This window comes from Stenotrophomonas sp. Steno-Z10-BAI, from assembly GCF_056393115.1.
Genome location: NZ_JBWJOZ010000003.1, coordinates 74,693 through 94,441 on the forward strand (window position 1 = coordinate 74,693; position 19,749 = coordinate 94,441).

Below are 19,749 nucleotides of genomic sequence, written 5' to 3' on the forward strand. Positions count from 1 at the left end.
AGGGGAGTGCGGCGCTCAGGCCGCGACGAAATTCATGGCCACGCCGTTCATGCAGTAGCGCAGGCCGGTGGGCCGCGGGCCGTCATCGAACACGTGGCCGAGATGACCACCGCAGCGCCGGCAGTGCGCCTCGACGCGGACCATGCCCAGGGTGGTGTCGCGGTCTTCGCCGACGGCATCGTGCAGCGGCGCCCAGAAGCTTGGCCAACCGGTGCCGCTGTCGAACTTGGTGGAGGAGGAGAACAACGGCAGCGCGCAGCCGGCACAGCTGAAGGTGCCACGCCGATGCTCTTTGTTGAGGGGGCTGCTGAACGGCCGCTCGGTACTCTGCCGCCGCAGCACGCTGTACTGGGCGGGCGTGAGCTGCTCGCGCCACTGCGCATCGCTGCGCATCACCTCGAACTGGCGTGCGGGTGCGGCGGGCGCCGCCGGGGCAGGGTTGCTGCAGGCGGTCAGGCCAAACAGACCGGCGGCGGCCGTCATGCCACCCATTCCAAGCACTTTGCGACGTGTGAAGCGCATGACCGATCTCCGGGCACGGGGACGATGCGGCCATGCTGCGCCCGGCCCGGTCAACGAATCCTCACGCAGGGTTAAATTTTCCGTGACACATTCAGGTCGCGATCCGTCGACAATGCCGCCATGCCCTCCTGCCGCCCCCTGAGCCGATGAGCAGTGCCAAGCGTGTCCTGATCGTCGAAGACGATGTCCACATCGCCAACCTGCTGCGCATGCACCTGCGCGATGAAGGCTATGAGGTCACCCATGCCGCCACCGGCGATGAGGGCCTGGCCCTGCTGGAGGCGCAGCCGTGGAGCGCGCTGGTGCTGGACCTGATGCTGCCCGGCGTGGACGGCCTGGAGATCTGCAAGCGTGCCCGGGCGATGACGCGCTACACCCCGATCATCATCACCAGTGCGCGCGCCAGTGAAGTGCACCGCATTCTCGGCCTGGAGCTGGGTGCGGACGATTATCTGGCCAAGCCCTTCTCGATGCTGGAACTGGTGGCACGCGTGAAGGCGCTGCTGCGCCGTGTCGAGGCGATGGCGCAGAACGCACGCATCGACGCCGGCGAGATCGAGGTGGCCGGGCTGCGCATCGACCCGGTCGCACGCACGGCACTGGTCGACGGCCGGCCCCTGGAACTGACCCCGCGCGAGTTCGACCTGCTGTACTTCTTCGCCCGTCATCCGGACCAGGTCTATTCGCGGATGGACCTGCTCAACCAGGTCTGGGGCTATCAACACGACGGCTACGAGCACACCGTCAACACCCACATCAACCGGCTGCGCAACAAGATCGAGCGCGATGCGGCCAACCCGCAGCGTATCCAGACGGTGTGGGGGCGCGGCTACAAACTGGTCGATGGCCACGAGGGGGCAGACACATGATCCGCCTCACCTTGTCCCAGCGCCTGTCCGCGGTGTTCTTCGCGCTGTTGCTGCTGTGCTGTGGCGCACTGGTCTGGATCCAGATGCGCAGCACCACTGTGCATGAACAGGAAACCGTGCAGCGCCTCTCACGCGGGCTGGCCGAGCACATCGCGCGCAGCGGCGAGTTGATGGATGGTCGCGGCATGCGCAATGGTGAAGTGCGCGCTTTGTTCGGCAAGCTGATGGCGGTCAACCCGAGCGTGGAGGTGTATCTGCTCGATGACCAGGGCCGCATCCTTGGCCATGACGCGCCGGACGGTCACCTCAAGCGCAGCCGTGTCGATCTGGCGCCTGTGCAGGCGCTGCTGCGCGACGAGCCGTTGCCGATCCTCGGCGATGACCCACGCAGCGCGACCGGCCGCAAGGTGTTCAACGCGGCGCCGCTGTGGGTGCAGGGGCATCAGGCGGGCTACATCTACGTGGTGCTGGTCGGTGAACAGCGCGAGGCGCTCGCCGCCAATATCGCGGCCAACAGTACGCTGCGCACCACGTTGTGGTCGCTGGCGATCGTGGCCGTGGTGGGGCTGCTGGCTGGCCTGGTCGCGTTCCGCTGGGTGACCCGCCCGCTGCGCCAGCTGACCCGGCGCATCCAGTCCTTCGATGTGGATAGCGCTACCCCGGATGCCGCGCCGCCCCCGGCGCCGCTGCGTCCGGGCGAACGTGACGAACTGGCCATCCTGCAGCACAGCTTCGGGCATATGGCCCAGCGCTTGGGCGAGCAGTGGCAACAGCTGCGCCAGCAGGATCTACAGCGGCGCGAACTGGTCGCCAACATCTCGCACGATCTGCGCACGCCGTTGTCGTCGCTGCACGGGTATCTGGAAACCCTGGCGCTCAAGGACGCCACGCTCAGCGCCGAGGAGCGCCAGCGCTATCTCTCCATCGCCTTGTCGCAGAGCCACAAGGTCGGCCGGCTGGCCCAGGCGCTGTTCGAGCTGGCCCGCCTTGAACACGGCGGCGTGGTGCTGGACCGCCAGACCTTCTCGCTGCCCGATCTCGTGCAGGATGTGTTCCAGAAGTTCGAGCTGGCGGCGCAGTCGCGTCGGCAGACGTTGAGCGCCGATATTCCGCCGGGCGTGCCGCCGGTGATCGCGGATCTGGCGTTGATCGAGCGGGTGCTGACCAACCTGCTCGACAACGCGATCCGCCACACGCCCGAGGGCGGCCGTATCGCCGTGACCCTGCGCGCGGTCAGTGGCGAGGTGCAGATCAGCATCGCCGACAGTGGTCCGGGCATCGCCCCGGAGCGGCGCGACACATTGTTCACCGCCATGCCGGCGCTGGGCAGCCAGCGGCCGGACAGCGGCGGGCTGGGCCTGCTGATCGTGCATCGCATCCTGCAACTGCATGGGCGCGATATCCGCCTGCTGGAGAGTCGCGAGGGGGCGCTGTTCGTGTTCTCGCTGCCGGCCGCGCGCTGAGCGCCCGCGGGAGCGCGTCAGGCATCTGGCAGCAATAGCCGGAACCTTGCACCGCCCGAGAACCGAGTCGCAGACGTCCGCGCGGCCACCGTGTTTGATGGCGATGATATGGACCAGGGCCAGCCCCAGTCCGAAGCCATCGGGGTGCCGCTGCAGCTGCACGTACGGCTGGAAAATGCGTTCGCGGTCTGCCGGGGCGACGCCAGGTCCGTCATCGTCCACGGCGATGACCACCCATTGCTCGACCGTGGATGCGCTTACCACCACCTCGCTGGCCGCATGGCGGCACGCGTTGCCGATCAGGTTGCCCAGTGCCAGCAGCAGCGCATCGCGGTTGGCGACGAGGGTGCGTTGATGCGAGGGCAGGAAGCGCAGGCGCCGCACCCTGCCGCCGGGCGGAAGACGCTGGTCGAGCGCGTCGAACACCTCGGCAACCTCCAATCGTTGGGTGCTGATCCGCAGGCTGCGCCCGAACTGCGCATAGGTCACGCCAGCCGAGGCAAGTTGCTCCAACCGGGTGACATCGGCTTTCAGACCTTCGAGCAGCTCAGTGCCTTCCGGGTCCTCGTCACCTACCTGCATCATGGCCAGTGCGAAACGCATCCGCGCCAGCGGGGTGCGGGTTTCGTGCGCAACCGCCTGGGACAGGATCCGCTGCCCTTCCATGACGTCCTGCAGTTGGGTGGCCATCCTGGACAATGCTTCGCGCAGGGGTCGCACCAGGTGCGTGCCGACCGCCGGTGCACCGACGGCGAGGTCGCCCTGCTGTATCGCCAGCGCCATGTGGCCCAGCGCATAGACATCACGCCAGAGCCGATACACCAGAAAATAGAGCGGCAGTGCGATGGCGATGACGAAAATGCCGACCATTACCAGCGTGTCCACGCTCGGGCTGTCGTACCAGGCGACATCGGCCTTGTCGGGTTTGGAGAAATCGCCCAGCACCAGCACCTCGCTGGAGCCAGGCAGCCGCTGATAGCTGAAATGGGCATCGTCGGTCACCACGAGTCCCCCCTGTTCGAGATGTTGCAGCGATTGGGGATAGAGCGTGTGCGGTGCCTCGGCCATTGGTATCACCCGCACTGGGTAGGCGAACTGCGTCTGCAGCAGCCGGGTCAGTTGCGGCCATTGCGCCTGCGGGGTATCGGCATAGCGAGCCTGCAGGAGATGATGGATGCCTTGCAGCTGTGTGCGGATCTGCTGGTCTTCGCCCTGCTCGGTGAGCGCGGCCCATAGGTACAGTCCGGAGCCGATAAGGATGAGGTAGGCCAGTACGAAGCCCAGGCAATAGCGCAGGAAGAGGCGGAAATGCCCGGCGTGGTGAATGGCCGTACCAGAGGACGCCATCGGGTCAGTCCCACCCGGCCCGGTTGAACAGATAGCCCTTGCTGCGGATCGTTTTGATGCGATCCGGCACCTCGCCAAGGTCGCCGAGCTTGCGGCGCAGCCGTGAGATGCGGGCATCGATCGAGCGATCCAGTCCGTCAAATCCGATGCCGCGCAGGTCGCGCAACAGATCGTCCCGGCTGAGTATCGTTCCGGCGCTCTCGGCCAGGCACAGCAGGAGATCGAATTCGGCCGTCGTCAATTCGATGCGTTTGGACTGCAGGGTCACCTCGCGGATATCGCGCTCGATGCGCAGCTGCCCGAAGCACAGTGTCGGGCGGGTCTGTCGTTGGCCGCTGTCGCGACGCAGATGCGCACGGATACGTGCCAGCAGCACGCGCGGCTCGATCGGCTTGCCGATGTAATCGTCGGCACCCAGCTCAAGCCCCAGGACCTGATCGATATCATCGGTACGGGCGCTCAGCATGCATATCACGCCGGGATAGCGGGGACGCAGCGCTGCGCACACCGCAAAGCCATCGATGCCCGGCAGGGTCACGTCGAGCAGCACCACGGCCGGATCCAGCGCAGGAATCCGCTCCACGGCACGCTCGCCAGTGAGTTCATGCAGTACGTCATAGCCGTGTCTGGCCAGATAGCCGCTCACCAGCCTGCCCAGACGCTCGTCATCCTCCACCAGTACGATATCGACCATCGCTGCATCGCCTGCCTGACCTGACGCGATCGTAAAGCAGTACGGCAAGGCATCGCCCGTCACACGCAATGCGGTGGGCCGTTCGTGAGCCGTGGTGCCGCCACGCTGAAACAAAGGACGTCAATTGGTGCAGACAACGACTGCCCGTGGCGTATACAGCAGCTTCAGTGGTGCGGCGATGGATCCGGGACGGACACTGCTGCAGTGTCGCATTCTGCACGTTGTCACGCGCGGTTACACACAGTCGACAACGGTTTCGACAGGCACACGCGCACGCCACTGACATGCGGCCGGCAGGGATCCACGCTGTGTACTCCCAACCACGGAGTCACCCATGTACATCAAGCGTTCCCTCATTGCCCTGTCGCTCGCCCTGGTCGCCACCACCGCCCACGCTTCTTCCCCTGATCGCGAAGGTGCCTATGTTTACGGTGGTCTCGGCAAGACGCACGTCAAGTCGAAGACCCCTGCAGCGGACGTGGTGCCCGGTGAAAAGCGCAAGCAGAGCGATTCGGGGACCAGCTACGCCAGCGGCGCCGGATATCGCTTCGGGCCATTCCTGGCCGCAGAAGCTTCGTTCGAGAACACACTCAAGAACAGCCGCAGCAAGGACGTGTCGCGACTGACGAACCGCTCGCTCAATGTCGGCGGGCTTGCATTGCTGCCGATTGGCGACCGTGTCGAAGTGTTCGGCAAGGCAGCGGTCGGCAGTCGCCAGCAGAGCTTGGCCCCGCCCAAGAACGCGGTGGGCGATACCAAGCGAATCCGCCAGAGCAAGTTCGGCGTCACGCCCAGCGTCGGCGCCAACGTGTACCTGACCGAGGCACTTGCCGTGCGTGCGGAGTACAGCATTCCACAGTCGGTCAACAAGAAGGTGACGCAGGCCTCGGGGGACGAAAAAATGCGCCTGAACACCTGGAACGTGGGTATGTCCTACCGCTTCTGATTCGAGCGACCGCCGCCGATCCGTGCGGATCGGTGGCGGCTTCCCAAAGTGAGCGGGTGCAGTGCCGCGCGCTCACATCCCGGTAGGAGAAAGACCCATGAGTGGTATCTGTGGCGCGGTCCTGCGTCCTGGACGGTGCGCAGCGGAACTGTCGCAGCACGTGCAAGCCATGAGTGTGACACCACGCCATCGTGACAGCGTGCCACCTGCGCCCTGGTGTGAAGAGGATGACGGCGTGGCACTGGCCCAGTTGCACGCCGGCCCGGCGCGGCATGGCTCGCCCCGCAGGTCCCGGTGCGGGCGCTACGTGCTGTGCATGGATGGCAGGTTGAACGTGCGCACCGCCCTTGAGCGCGAGTACGCCACGAGCGTCCATCCAGGTGCGGATGATGCGACCCTGCTGTTGCTGTCCATCGCGGCGCGCGGGGTGCAGCGTACGCTGCACGATTGCGATGGCACGCTTGCGCTGGCGGTATGGGACTGCCAGGACAAGGTGCTCTGGCTGGCCCGCGACCGGGTGGGGGGCCGTCCGCTCTATTACGGGTGGTGCCATGGCGACGTGTTGTTCGGCTCCAGTGTTACATCGCTGCACGGCTATCCCGGCTTTCAGGCGCACATCAGTCGCGATGCACTCACCCTGTTGCTTCGCTATGGCTACATCCCCGCCCCGCACAGCATTCAACAGGGCATTTTCAAGGTTTCAGCGGGCTGCGTGGTCCGTCTCAACCTGGCCGCGCGCGAAGCCGGCGCAACTGCGCATGTCGATCACGCAGGAGGTCGCCGCTACTGGGATGCCCGAGAGGACATGTGCGCCGCGATCGACGAGCGGGCCTACTCAACACTGAGTTTCGACGATGCGACGGGAAAACTGGAGCTGCTCCTGCACCAGGCTGTCTCGCGATGCAGGCCTCACGGCGCTCCGGCGGCCGCATTTCTTTCCGGCGGGACCGATTCATCGCTGGTGACCGCCGTGCTGCAGTCCCAATCCACGCTGCCGGTGGAGACCTTCACGGTCGGCTTCGATGATCCGCGTCATGACGAATCGGACTGGGCGGATCAAGTTGCTGGACGCCTGAGGACGCGGCATACCCGGCACATCCTGCGTTGGAACGAGGCTGCGGCGCTGGTGGCGTCCCTGCCGGACGTCTGGTGTGAGCCCTTTGCCGATGCCTCCCAGATGCCGACGCTGCTCGCGTGCGCGCTGGTCGCCAAAGACCACAGCAGCGTGTTCACCGGCGATGGGGGCGATGAACTCTTCCATGGCCATGGGGCCTATCAGCGGGCCCTGCGTAATGCGGCCTGGACGGCGCGCATGCCTGCGCCCTTGCGGCGGATGCTGCAGCAATGGCCGCAGCGTGACGGCGAGCGTGCCCGGCTGGGGGGATGGCCCGCGCTGCGCTCGGAGCTGCAGGCAGACAGTCTGGAAGCACATTACCTGCTGCGCGTATCGCGTTGGCGCGATCCCTGCCGTGCCGTGCTGCATGCAAGTGAGCCTCTTACGCTCTTTACCGACTGCCAGCGCTGGCTCCCTGCGGGCGATCCGGCCGACCGCGTCCAGTACCTGGATTTCATGATGGATCTCGGCAACGGGATCATGACCAAGATCGATCGTGCCGGTGCCGCGCATGGGCTGGACACGCGCTCTCCACTACTCGATGCCGCCGTCGCACGCTTTGCCTGGTCGCTCCCCAGCCCGCTCAAATACGCCGGTGGCGAGCACAAGCGCATCCTCAAGCGGCTGTTGTGCCGGCATCTGCCGGAGCACCTGGTCCACCGTCCGAAAATGGGCTTCGGTCCCCCCGTGGCGGCCTGGCTGGCCGGCCCACTGCTTCCGTGGGCCGACGCGCTGCTCGACGAGGAACGCCTGCGCCGGGAGGGGTACTTCGATGCGGCCGTGGTCGGGCGTATCTGGGCCGAATTCCGTGAGGGGCGGCGCAAGTGGCACACCCACCTGTGGCCGATCCTGATGTTCCAGGCGTGGCTGGAGCGCCATCGGCGCGCCATCGCCGAGGCCTGATCGCCGGCCAAAAAAAAGACCCGACAGAGGGAGGGTTCTGTCGGGTCTGGGATTGCGTGGGGGGAGGGACCCACGCAAATTCGATGTTGTCCGGCTCAGCCGCGGGTCTTGCCTGCGCTGGGCGTGGCGTCCGCGAACGGCTGCCGGGCGAGTTCGCCGAAGGCTTCGGAGGCCTTCAGCCCCAGGCCGGCCACTTCCTGGCTGGCGCTGGTCCAACGGGCGAGGTTGTCACGTGCCAGTTGCGCGCCTTTGGGCAGCAGCGACTGCAGCGTGCCAGCATCCTGTGACTGCACCATTTCACCGAAGAACCCGCTGGTGGCGGTGATGTTCTTTTCCAGCGTCTTCAACTGCACCCCGAACATGCTCTCGGCATTCTCCAGTGCGAGCCGGTTGGCACGCGTGGCCGTGGCGGCCAACTGGCGGGTGTAGTCGCTGAAGGAATCGGTGAACGCGGACGCCATGGTCAGGACGGCTCGAGAACGTTGATGCAATGCAGCATACGCCGAAAATATTGCATTGCAACATTCCGTTGACCGTTGTCGTGCGGATTCAGTCGAATGTTTTACATATCAATGGGTTGCGCAGTGTTTCGGGCGGTAGCTTATGGCCCGGAGCCGGCCAGGGGCCGGCACTACCGCGCCGTATGATGCCCGCGTGCCATCGGATCAGCCGCGGTAGCGGCAGCCGGAGGTGCAGGTCTCGTGCACGGTGACTTCGCTCAGCTCGGGCAGGGCCGGCTTGAGTTCGTCCCAGATCCACATCGCCAGGCGCTCGCTGGTCGGGTTTTCCAGGCCGGGGATGTCGTTGAGGTAGTGGTGGTCCAGACGGTCGTAGATCGGCTGGAAGGCAGCTTTGACGTCGCCGAAGTCCATGATCCAGCCGGTCTGCTCGCCGGGCTCGCCTTCCACTTTGAGTTCCACCCGGAAGGAGTGGCCGTGCAGGCGCGCGCACTTATGGCCCACCGGGACGTTGGGGAGGTGGTGAGCGGCCTCGAGGGTAAAGACTTTGAAGATTTCCATGGCCGCATTGTAGCGGTGGGCCGGGGCTCCAGCAGGGGTCGGGCGTTAATTGTTGCTAACGAAAACATTTCCATCCGGATGAAGAGATGTTAGTTTCTCTTATATCCGTATGAAGAGATGTTATTGGCCGTGGTTCAGCCAGGCATGGACTACTGCGGAACTTGTCGTCCACCACCCCACTGAAGTTCATGCCCAAGCACACTCTTCTTGTAGCGGCGTTGTCCGTCGCTCTGGCAACGCCTTTGACCGCGTTCGCCGACGCCGCCCCCGATGCCGCCGCCGCCGGCGACAGCAAGACCCTCGCCGCCGTGCGGGTCACCGGGTCCAACATCAAGCGCACGGATACCGAGTCGGCCAACCCGGTGCAGGTGATCGAGCGCCAGCAGCTGGAGGAGACCGGCAAGGCCACCGTCGCCGACCTGCTGCGCTCGATCTCGGCCAACACCGGCAACGCCGCCAACGAAACCACCAACAACGGGTGGGCCTCCGGTTCGGCCGGCATCGGCCTGCGCGGCCTGTCGCAGAAGAACACGCTGGTGCTGCTCAACGGCCGCCGGCTGGCCAACTACGGCTTCCCGGCCGGCGGCCTGTCGGACACGTTCGTCAACCTCAACGCGCTGCCGCTGGTTGCGGTTGAACGCATCGAAGTGCTCAAGGACGGCGCCTCGGCCGTGTACGGTTCGGATGCCGTGGCCGGCGTGGTCAACATCATCACCCGGCAGAATTTCGAAGGTGCCGAACTCGGTGGCAGCCTGGGCACCGCCGATCAGGGCGGGCTGGACGAGCAGAACCTGAAGTTCATCGGCGGCATCGGTGATCTGGACACGGACGGCTACAACATCCTGGTCAGCCTGGAAGGCTACAACCGCGAGCGCCTGGACCAGGACGAGCGCGATCTGACCAAGTCCGGCATCTACACCGACAAGCCCGGCGGCCGCTGGAACGGCTGGTCGGCCAAGGGCGCACGCTATCTGGTCAACGGCACCTCGGTGCCGATGCTCGATGCCAGCGGCAACTGCCCGGACGGCACCACGCTGGTCGCCAGTGCGCCGATCGACGGCCTGGCCGGCAACACCTGCGGCTTCAACCAGGCGCCTTACACCACCCTGATCCCATCGACCAAGCGCTACCAGGCCTACGTCAACGGCACCTTCCGGGTGAACGACAACGTCGAAGCGTTCGGCGAAGTCCTCTACAGCGACATCAAGGGCGTCTCCTGGTTCGGCAGCAGCCCGTTCTTCACCCTGGAAAGCGGCCGCTTCGCGCTCAACGCCGATACCGGGCTGGCCGAGCCGGTGTCGTCCAATCTGCCCGCCAGCAGCCCGTACAACCCGTATGGCCGCGCGGTGCCGATCGAGTACACCTTCTTCAACCTCGGTGCAACCATCAAGACCAACCGCTCGCAGGCCTACCGCGGCCTGGTCGGGCTGCGCGGCAGCCTGCAGAACTGGGATTGGGAAGTGGGTGCGTTCGGCGCACGCAGCAGCGAGCGCGAGACCGTCTCCGGCGGCTTTGCCAACCGCTATGCACTGGCCGATGCACTCGCCACCGGCAGCTACAACCTGCTCAATCCGTCGGCAACCTCGCAGGACGTGCTCAACGCGATCAACATCAGCACACTGCGCCCGGCCGAGTCGGTGCTGCAGGGCGTGGATGCCAAGATCTCCGGTGCGATCGGCCATACCTGGGCCGGCGAGATCGGGTTCGCCGCCGGTGCCGAATGGCGCCGCGAGAAGCTCGATTCCAACAACCCCTGGCAGATCGACGCGGGCCTGCAGATCCGCCCGGCGATCGCCGAGGTGCACGGTGAGCGCAAGGTCACCGCGGCCTATGCCGAAGTGAACGTGCCGCTGGCCGACCGCCTCGAACTGCAGGCCGCGGCGCGTGCCGATCACTACAGCGATTTCGGCGATGCGTTCTCGCCCAAGCTGAGCCTGCGCTGGCAGCCGTGGGACATCCTGCTGGTGCGTGCCGCCGCCTCCAAGGGCTTCCGCGCGCCGTCACTGTCGGAGAACTCCAACAGCACCAGCATCGCCTACGGCAGCGTGATCGATCCGCGCGACCCGGACGTGCCGGGCTCGCGGCAGAACCCGACCTTCTTCACTGTCGGCAACAACGATCTCAAGCCCGAGCGCACCAAGAGCTTCAATGCCGGCATCGTGCTCTCGCCGTGGTCCAACACCAGCCTGAGCGTGGACTACTACCGCATCGAGCTGGAAAACCTGGTGGGCACCAACAACACCCAGACCCTGGTCACCGACAACGTGCCGGGTGCGGTCAGCCGCGATGAGCGCGGCAAACTGCTGGCGGTGTTCAACCGCTACCAGAACCTGAGCGAGCTGAAGACCTCCGGCTTTGATGTCGAACTGCGCCAGCGCTTCCCGACCACGCAGGCCGGCGACTTCGGCCTGAGCACCGCCTTCACCCACGTGCGCGACTACAGCCGCCCCACCGTGGTCGGTGGCCCGCTGGTGGATTACGCCGGCAGCAACCTCGGCGCCACCCTGCCCAAGAACAAGGCCACCACCACCTTCGACTGGAGCTATGGCGACTTCCGCACCGCGCTGACCTGGTACTACACCAGCGGGTACGACCAGAAGGCCAGCGCCGCGGCCACTGCCGTGCAGGATCGGGTGGATGCGTACAACCAGTTCGATCTGTACCTGGGCTACACCGGTATCGACAAGCTGACCGTGTACGCGAAGATCCAGAACCTGGCCGATGAGGAACCGCCGTACGACGCCTCGTTCCCGGGCATCCGCGCGCCGTACGACTTCAGTCAGTACGACCTGCGTGGTCGCTACTTCACGGTCGGCTTCGACTACCGCTTCTGACCTCATCCACTGCACCGGAGCGTGCGTAGCCACAGGGCCGGAAGGAACCGGCCCGTCTTTCGGGGAATCGCTGTGTCTTTGCAACGTCGTCTGTTCTCTCCCATCGCCTGGGTGGCGCTGGTGCTATCTGTGTTCGCTGCGCCTGTCTCCGCGCAGAGCGCGTACTTCTTTCCGGGCAGTGGTGATTTTGATCCCGCCGTGCCCACGCCCCAGCAGTTCCTCGGCTATGAGATCGGCAGCCGCTATACGCGGCACGACCAGCTGGTGGCCTACTTCAACGAACTGGCCAAACACTCGGACAAGATCAAGGTCGAAGAAATCGGCCGCAGCTACGAGGGCCGCCCGCTGCTGATCGCCACGGTGACCACGGCGCAGAATCTCCAGAACCTGGACGCGCTGCGCCGCCAGCACGTCACCCTGGCCGATCCGGCGCAGCCGCTCTCGGCCGCCGGCAGCAGCCCGGTGGTGGTGTGGCTGGGGTACAGCGTGCACGGCAATGAAACCTCCAGCGGTGAAGCGGCGATGCTCACCGCCTACTACCTGGTCGCCAGCCGCAGCGCGGAGACCGCGCAGTGGCTGCAGCAGGCGGTGGTGCTGTTCGATCCGGCGCAGAACCCGGATGGGCGCGACCGCGCGGCGAGCTGGCACAACGCCTATGCATCCTCGCCTGCCTCGACCGATCCGGCCGACAAGGAACATGTCGAACCGTTCCCGCAGGGCCGCACCAATCACTACTTCACCGATCTCAACCGCGACTGGCTGGCGCTGACCCAGCAGGACACGCGGCCGAAGATCGCCTATTTCCACCAGTGGTACCCCAACGTCCAGATCGATTTCCACGAGATGGGCAAGGACAGCACCTACTACTTCGAGCCGTCGCCGGCGAGCATGCACAGCCCGCTGATTCCGGCGGCATCGTATGACTTCAACAAGACCCTGGCCAAATACCACGCCCAGTCGCTGGATGCACTGGGCTCGCTGTATTACACCGGGGAGAACTTCGACAACTTCTCGCCGGTGTACGGCTCGACCTACCCGGACTTCCACGGTGCGGTCGGCGTGACCGTGGAGCAGGCCAGTTCCCGCGGCCGCGTGCAGGAATCGGTCAATGGTCTGCTGACCTTCGGCTTCACCATCCGCAATCAGGTCGCCACCGGACTGGGTACGGTGCGTGGCGCAGTGACCGAGCGCGACGGGCTGCTGAAGCTGCAGAAGGAGTTCTTCCAGTCCGCACTGAAGCAGGCCAACCAGCAGCCGGTGAAATCCTTCGTGTTTGGTGATGCCGCCGACCCGGGCTTGACCCAGCGGCTGCTGGATCTGCTGCTGCAGCACCAGATCACGGTGCAGGCGCTGACCGCCCCGGTCACCGTGGATGGGCTGCGCTTCGAGCCGGGCAGCGCGTACGTCGTCCAGGCCGCGCAGCCGCAGTTCCGCCTCGTGCATTCGATCTTCGCCGACACCCCACCGATCAAGGGCGATGTGTTCTACGGCAGCACCTCCTACGCGATCGCGCCGGCCTACGGCATCGCCTTCGCCGCGAGCCGCAGCCGGATTGCCGGTGGCGAGCGCGTGGCCAGCGTGCCGGCCGCCAACGGTGGCGTGGTCGGCGGTCAGGCGGGCTACGCCTACGTGTTCGATTGGCGCGATTACAACGCCAGCCGCGCGCTGTATGCGCTCCAGGCCAAGGGTGTATTGACCCGTGCGGCTTTCCAGCCGTTCACCGCAGCCACCGCCCAGGGCGAGCAGTCATTCGGCTATGGCAGCGTGGTGGTGCCGGTCGCCGGACAGCCGCTGGCCGGTGCCGAGCTGCTTGCCGCGGTCGATGCGGTGGCACGCAGCAGTGGCGTGCACATCCAGGCGCTGTCCAGCGGGCAGAGCCGTGGTGGCATCGACTTGGGCAGTGACAGCGTCAAGGCGCTGCGCAAACCGGCGGTGGCGCTGGTGATGGGCGAGGGCGTCAGTGCCACCGAGATCGGCTCGGCGTGGTTCCTGCTTGATCAGCACGTGCAGTTGCCGGTCAGCAAGATCGACCCGGCGCAACTGGGCAAGATCACGCTGGACCGCTACACCACGATTGTCCTGGCCGGCGGTACCTATGCCGGCGTGGACGCCACCGCCGTGGCGGCGCTCAAGCGCTGGATCAACGCCGGTGGCTCGCTGATCACCTACGGCACGGCCGCGCGCTGGGCGATCGAGCAGAAGCTCAGCGACGAAGTGCTGGGGCCGGAGGAGAAGGAGCCGGAAGCCGCCCGACGTGCGTTCGGCGATCAGCGCGACATCGCGGCGATCGAACGGGTGAGTGGCAACATCCTCAGCGCGGACGTGGACAACACGCATCCGCTGGGCTTCGGCGTACCGCGTCGGCAGTTGGCGGTGAACAAGGAAAACGGCCTGAGCTTCCAGCCCAGCCGCAACCCCTTCTCCACCGTGGTGCGCATCGACGAGGCGCCCAAGGTCAACGGTTACCTCTCCGAGCGCAACCGCAGCCGCGTCGCCGGTGCCGCGTGGCTGGTGGTGTCGCCGCAGGGGCAGGGCAATGTGGTGCTGTTCGCCGATGATCCGGCGCACCGCAAGTACTGGCACGGCACCGAGCGCCTGCTGTTGAACGCGATCTTCTTCGGCAACCAGCTCAACCCGACCAAGCCGCGCGGCTGACACCCCGGGTACCGGTAGTGCCGGCCGCCGGCCGGCTCCGGACCGTTCCCACCGCGACGCGCCGCTCCGCCACACTCACCTGATGGCGGGGCTTCCAACCCCCAAACAACAGCCGACCAACGTCGGCTGTTTCCGTTTGTCAGACACCCATCACACCCTATGTGAAATTTCCGTATTGCGAATCATTCGCAATACGCATAGGATGGCGCCCGCCGGCTCGACCCGCAGCCGTCCCTCCAGGGGAACCACCATGAAGATCGTTCCGCTCACCGCTGCCCTGATGGCACTGGTGTTGGCCCCGGCCGTCCTCGCGCAGCCGGCCAGCAAGACCGCCACCGCCTCGCCGACCGCCACCGCTTTCCTCACGCAGTTCGCCACCGATGGGACCGACAGCGTCAGCTGGGCCCAGTTCGAGGCCTTCCGTAAACAGCGTTATGCCGAGACCGACCGCAACCACGACGGTCATGTCGACGAACAGGAATACGTCGACGAGTACCTGCAGCGCTTCGACGTGCGTCTGGCCGACGCACGCGCCGGCCATCTGCGCCAGACCGACACCCGCTTCAAGGCGTTGGACCGCGACAAGAACGGCGCGGTCAGCCGAGCCGAGTACGATGCCGCCGGCGAACGGACCTGGGCCGGCTACGAGACGTCGCAGAACGCCACGCAGGAGACCGCCGCGGCGTCTTCGCGCGATCCGCTGAAGATGCCGACCTCGCATACCGCCAACGGCATGCTGGAACTCTACGACCGCAACAAGGATGGCGCGGTGGATCGCGAGGAGTTCGACGCGGTGCGTGCAGCGAGCTTCGCCGCCACCGACACCGACGGCAACGGCACGCTGTCGCTGGCTGAGTACACCGCCGAATTCGAAGGCCGCCTGGACCAGCAGCGCCAGCGCGTGCGCGCCGATGCCGAGCGCCAGGCACGCGTGCGCTTCGCCTCGCTGGACAAGGACGCCGATGGCCGCATGACGTTCGCCGAGTACCAGCTCTCGGGCAAGCGCATGTTTGATCGTGCCGACAGCAACGGCGATGGCATCGTCGACGCACGCGATCCCGAGCCGGTTGCCGGCGCACACTCGGCCAACGGCAACCGCTAGCGGCCAGGACGTGCCGTGAACGTCCCACGTATCAGCCAACGATGATTCCGGCGCGCGATTCCCCGCGCGTCCTTGCGCCTCCCAGCCCCGCTCGGTCCACCGATCGCCGCAGCCAGGAACGGCCCGCCGCCAACCGCGGCGCTCACGCCATTCCCTACCTCTCCTGCGGAGCCTGATCATGACGTCGTCCCTCACCCTGCTGGCCATGGCGGTTGCCGCCAGCCTGTCCGTTACCGTGCACGCTGAAACCTTCAACGATGCCAGCACGCTGGATACCGTGCGTGTGCAGGCCGAGCGCGCCAGGAAAACGCGCTCGGCCAACCAGAACGTCACCGTGCTGACCGCGGTCGATCTCGACAACGAGATGGCCAACACGATGGAAGAGGCGATCCGCTACATCCCCGGTGTCAGCATCGTAGACATGGGCCGCTTCGGCGATAACGGCTTCAACATTCGTGGCCTGGAAAGCGACCGCGTGGCGATCACCGTCGATGGCCTGAGCCTGGGTGAATCGGTGGAAACCGCGCGCTCCTACGAGTTCTTCCGCGGTGGCCGCGGCGACGTGGATATCGATACGCTCAAGAGCCTGGCGGTGATCAAGGGTGCCGATTCGATCAGCGCCGGCAGCGGCGCACTGGGCGGCGCGGTGGTGTTCACCACCAAGGACCCGGCTGACTATCTCAAGGCGAGCGGCAACGATACCCACCTCGGGTTCAAGGCGGGGTACTCCGGTGCCAACGACGAAACCATGGGCACGCTGACCTTCGCCAACCGCACCGGCATCGTCGAATCGATGCTGGTCTACACCCGTCGCGAAGGCCATGAATCCGAGTCGTGGTACGACACCACGAACGATCGCATCGGGGTCGGCCGCCGCACGCCGGACCCGGTCGACAGCACGCGCGACACCCTGCTCGGCAAGCTCGACCTGCAGCTGGACGACGCCAACACGCTGGGCTTCCTCTACGAGCGTGGCCGCGCCACCAACGACGTGGACAACCTGTCGCGCGTCTATGCACCGGGTTACCTGTCGCGCAAAGGCCATGACACCAACGATCGCGACCGCTACGGCGTGAACTACCAGTGGCGGGCCGACACCGCGCTGTTCGATACCCTGGATGCGCAGGTGGACCGCCAGGTGACCGACAGCCGTGGCATCACCACCATCGTGGCCGGCAGCGGCTGCCCGGGCGGTACTACGCCCTGCCTGCGCAGCGAGAACCGCTCGACCAAGCAGACGCTGGACCGCGCCGCGGCCGATTTCAGCAAGGTGTTCGCCACCGCCGGCGCGCGCCATGACGTCGTCTACGGCCTGGCCTGGCAGCAGCGCGACATCGACTTCACCGCGGTTGATACGCGCTGGAATGCGGCGGGCGCCGTGGCCTCGGTCGAGATCGATCCGCGCCAGGTCCCCAAGACCGATGTGACCGCCTGGAACCTGTACCTGCGCGACAGCGTGCAGCTGCTGGACGAACGGCTCACCCTCAGTGCCGGCGCACGCTATGACCGCTACGACTATTCGCCGCAGGTGGACGCCACCTTCGTGGATCGCACCGGCACCGTGCGCGATGTGAGCTTCGCCGCGCCGAGCTGGCAGGCCGGCGTCGAGTATCGCTTCCTGCCCGACCACGCGCTGTGGGCGCAGGTGGGTCGCGGCTTCCGTGCGCCGACCGTGGCGGACATGTATTCGCCGACCAGCGCCACCCAGGTGATCAATGCGCAGAATGGCCAACCGCTGCTGCTCAACGACACCGTGTCCAATCCGGACCTGGACGCAGAGAAGAGCCTGAATCTCGAGTTCGGCTACCGCTGGAGCACGGATCGGGCGCAGCTGGGCCTGTCGCTGTTCCGCGACCGCTACGAGAACTTCATCGAGTACACCAACCTGGCGCAGTCGGTGCCGGGTGGCTTCCGCACGACGGCGACCGGTCCGGTGCTGTACTCGCGCAACTACACGATGCCGACCAACGCGGGCGAAGTGACGGTCAAGGGGGTGGAACTGGAAGGACGCTGGCAGATCAGCGATGCCTGGTCCTCGCGCCTGGCCGCCTCGTACAGCGAAGGCGAGAAGCGCAACGGCGATCCGCTGGAGAGCATCGTGCCGGCCAGTGCCGTGCTGGGCGTGCGCTATGCACCGTCGCCGGTGTGGAACCTCACCGCCAGCGTGACCCATGCCGTGGCCAAGAAGGCCAAGGATGCCTACACCACCGATGCCACCACCGGCAGGGTCACCACCCCAGCCTTCGTCGACAAGGCCGACGGCTACACCGTGCTGGATCTGTACGGCACCTGGAACGTCACCCCACAGTGGAAGCTCAGTGCCGGCTTCTACAACCTGACCAACGAGGAATACTACCTCTGGCAGCGCGTACGCAACATCAACAAGGGCACCAACACGCTGTACGGCTACGTCAACGATGAAGGCATCGGCCGCTACAGCGAGCCGGGCCGCAATGCACGCATCACGGTGGCCTACAGCTTCTGAGGCAGAGACACAAAAAAAGGGCGACGCAGATGCGTCGCCCTTGTTGCGTTTCAGCGATGCCCGAAGGAATCAGCTGGCGCGACCGCCACCGCCGCCCTGGCTGCGACCGCCGCCGGTGTTGCCACCGCCACGGCGCTGGCCCTGCGGCTGGCCACCGCGCGGTGCACCGCGGCCGGCGCCATCACGCTGACCGCCACCGGCCTTCTTCGGGCCGGCATGGGCGTGGCGCGGGGCCTCGGCGTGCGGGCGACGTGCATGCTTGCGCGGCGAACGATCGCCACCCGGCAGTTCGGCCTTGCCCGGCGCGCTGTTGCCCCAGCGGATCGGGGTCTGCGGCTCGAAGCCCGGCACGTCGCGGATGTCCATGTCCTTGTCGAGCAGGCGCACGATCTGGCGCAGCAGCTTGGCTTCGTCCTGCGCCACCAGCGAGATCGCCTGGCCGGTCGAGCCGTTACGACCGGTACGGCCGATGCGGTGCACGTAATCCTCGGCCACCATCGGCAGGTCATAGTTGATGACCTTCGGCAGCTCGTTGATGTCGATACCACGCGCGGCGATGTCGGTGGCGACCAGCACGGTCACGCGGCCGGCCTTGAAGTCGCCCAGCGCACGCAGGCGCTGGCCCTGGCTCTTGTTGCCGTGGATCGCCGCGGTCTTGATGCCGGACTTGTCCAGGAACATGGCCAGCTTGTCGCAGCCGTGCTTGGTACGGCCGAACACCAGGGTCTGCTCACGGCTGTCCTGGGCCAGAAGATGCAGCAGCAGCTCGCGCTTGCGCGGGCCATCGACCGGGTGCACGCGGTGGCTGATGTTCTCGGCAACGGTGTTCTTCGGCGTGACCTGGATCTGCTCCGGGTTGCGCATGAACTCCAGCGCCAGCTGCTTGATGCTCTCTTCGAAGGTCGCCGAGAACAGCAGGGTCTGGCGGTTCTGGCGCGGCAGCTTGGCGAGGATCTTCTTGATCGACGGCAGGAAGCCCATGTCGAGCATGCGGTCGGCTTCGTCCAGCACCAGGATTTCGATGCCGGAGAGGTCGACGCTGCGACGCTCGATGTGATCGATCAGGCGGCCCGGGCAGGCGACCAGCAGGTCCACGCCACGGCGCAGCACGTCGAACTGGTTGCCCATGCCGACGCCGCCGTAGATGCAGGCGCTCGGGATGCGCAGGTACTTGCTGTAGCCGCGCAGGCTGTCATGCACCTGGGTGGCCAGCTCGCGGGTCGGGGTCAGCACCAGTGCACGCGGGCGGCGCGGGCCATCGACGGCCTGCGGGTTGGTGCCCAGGTGCTGCAGCAGCGGCAGGCCGAACGCGGCGGTCTTGCCGGTACCGGTCTGTGCGCCGGCCAGCAGGTCGCGGCCTTCCAGGGCGAGCGGGATGGCCTGCTCCTGGATCGGGGTGGGGGTTTCGTAGCCCTGCTCGGCCAACGCGCGCAGCAGGAACGGGGCAAGGCCCAAGGATTCAAAAGACATCGGGTGGAAGCTCCAAAGACAAAGTAACGCCAGGCCGAATGGCCGGACGCGAGGCAGATCAATGTGATCGGCTGACTCGGAGCGTTCCCGTAAACCGCGCTGCGAGAATTGGGTGCAGTCGACGCGGTGCGCAGACTGGAATGCATGACGAATGGCGTCGGAGTGGGGGCGGGCGACGGATCGTTTGATCCATATCGCCGGCGATCCCGAAGGGAAACGGACGGCCGCTGCAGACCCGGATAGTCTAACGGATGTTTGAGACCCATACCAAACCCCCCTGTTCAGCTTGGGAGGATCTGCGGACGTATCCGGATCTGCCCGGGACC

Annotated in this window: 13 protein-coding genes and 1 pseudogene; 8 read left to right on the forward strand and 6 right to left on the reverse strand. The window is 66.1% G+C overall.

The window, feature by feature from the left end; all coding sequences use genetic code 11:
- Positions 1–15: 15 nt before the first annotated feature.
- Positions 16–522, reverse strand: a complete 507-nt coding sequence (msrB, locus tag AC06E9_RS09235; protein WP_121042494.1) for a peptide-methionine (R)-S-oxide reductase MsrB — start codon at positions 520–522, stop codon at positions 16–18.
- A 146-nt stretch (positions 523–668) separates the two neighbouring features.
- On the opposite strand from msrB, the gene AC06E9_RS09240 reads away from it, so the two are divergent.
- Together AC06E9_RS09240 and AC06E9_RS09245 are read left to right on the forward strand one after the other, a co-directional pair.
- Positions 669–1,391: a response regulator transcription factor gene (locus tag AC06E9_RS09240; RefSeq protein WP_282259226.1), complete on the forward strand. Its 723-nt coding sequence runs from the start codon at positions 669–671 to the stop codon at positions 1,389–1,391.
- Positions 1,388–2,854, forward strand: a complete 1,467-nt coding sequence (locus tag AC06E9_RS09245; RefSeq protein ID WP_478055957.1) for a sensor histidine kinase — start codon at positions 1,388–1,390, stop codon at positions 2,852–2,854. Before AC06E9_RS09240 ends, AC06E9_RS09245 begins: the two co-directional genes overlap by 4 nt.
- 120 nt (positions 2,855–2,974) lie before the next feature.
- Here AC06E9_RS09245 and AC06E9_RS09250 read toward each other — a convergent pair.
- Positions 2,975–4,318: pseudogene (locus AC06E9_RS09250) on the reverse strand (ATP-binding protein); the annotation flags it as partial.
- Entirely contained in the window at positions 4,206–4,895 is a 690-nt protein-coding gene (locus tag AC06E9_RS09255; protein WP_121042503.1) for a winged helix-turn-helix domain-containing protein, read from the reverse strand. The gene AC06E9_RS09255 and the pseudogene AC06E9_RS09250, both read right to left, overlap by 113 nt.
- A 334-nt stretch (positions 4,896–5,229) precedes the next feature.
- Here AC06E9_RS09255 and AC06E9_RS09260 point away from each other — a divergent pair, with 334 nt between their 5' ends.
- Both AC06E9_RS09260 and AC06E9_RS09265 read left to right on the forward strand, forming a co-directional pair.
- On the forward strand, positions 5,230–5,841 hold the full coding sequence (locus AC06E9_RS09260) for a porin family protein (protein WP_152153068.1): 612 nt from the start codon (positions 5,230–5,232) through the stop codon (positions 5,839–5,841).
- A 97-nt stretch (positions 5,842–5,938) separates the two neighbouring features.
- Entirely contained in the window at positions 5,939–7,858 is a 1,920-nt protein-coding gene (locus AC06E9_RS09265; RefSeq protein ID WP_478055958.1) for an asparagine synthetase B family protein, read from the forward strand.
- A 95-nt stretch (positions 7,859–7,953) separates the two neighbouring features.
- Here the strand turns inward: AC06E9_RS09265 and AC06E9_RS09270 are convergent, their stop codons facing one another.
- Positions 7,954–8,319: a phasin family protein gene (locus tag AC06E9_RS09270; protein ID WP_152153072.1), complete on the reverse strand. Its 366-nt coding sequence runs from the start codon at positions 8,317–8,319 to the stop codon at positions 7,954–7,956.
- 204 nt (positions 8,320–8,523) lie between these two features.
- Complete coding sequence (gene queD, locus AC06E9_RS09275; protein ID WP_152153074.1) at positions 8,524–8,877, reverse strand: 6-carboxytetrahydropterin synthase QueD; 354 nt, start codon at positions 8,875–8,877, stop codon at positions 8,524–8,526.
- Between the two features lie 188 nt (positions 8,878–9,065).
- Here queD and AC06E9_RS09280 point away from each other — a divergent pair, with 188 nt between their 5' ends.
- The 4 genes from AC06E9_RS09280 to AC06E9_RS09295 all read left to right on the forward strand — a co-directional run bounded on the left by AC06E9_RS09280 (position 9,066) and on the right by AC06E9_RS09295 (position 17,953).
- Positions 9,066–11,711, forward strand: a complete 2,646-nt coding sequence (locus AC06E9_RS09280; RefSeq protein WP_478056046.1) for a TonB-dependent receptor — start codon at positions 9,066–9,068, stop codon at positions 11,709–11,711.
- 72 nt (positions 11,712–11,783) lie between these two features.
- A complete protein-coding gene (locus AC06E9_RS09285; RefSeq protein WP_478055959.1) occupies positions 11,784–14,366 on the forward strand; it encodes a M14 family zinc carboxypeptidase in 2,583 nt (860 codons plus the stop codon).
- Between the two features lie 250 nt (positions 14,367–14,616).
- Complete coding sequence (locus AC06E9_RS09290; protein ID WP_478050290.1) at positions 14,617–15,468, forward strand: EF-hand domain-containing protein; 852 nt, start codon at positions 14,617–14,619, stop codon at positions 15,466–15,468.
- Between the two features lie 178 nt (positions 15,469–15,646).
- Positions 15,647–17,953 (forward strand): TonB-dependent hemoglobin/transferrin/lactoferrin family receptor, encoded by a 2,307-nt coding sequence (locus tag AC06E9_RS09295; RefSeq protein WP_478055960.1) that lies wholly within the window; start codon positions 15,647–15,649, stop codon positions 17,951–17,953.
- A gap of 69 nt (positions 17,954–18,022) precedes the next feature.
- Here the strand turns inward: AC06E9_RS09295 and AC06E9_RS09300 are convergent, their stop codons facing one another.
- Positions 18,023–19,423, reverse strand: a complete 1,401-nt coding sequence (locus tag AC06E9_RS09300; protein WP_259261745.1) for a DEAD/DEAH box helicase — start codon at positions 19,421–19,423, stop codon at positions 18,023–18,025.
- Between the last annotated feature and the right edge of the window lie 326 nt (positions 19,424–19,749).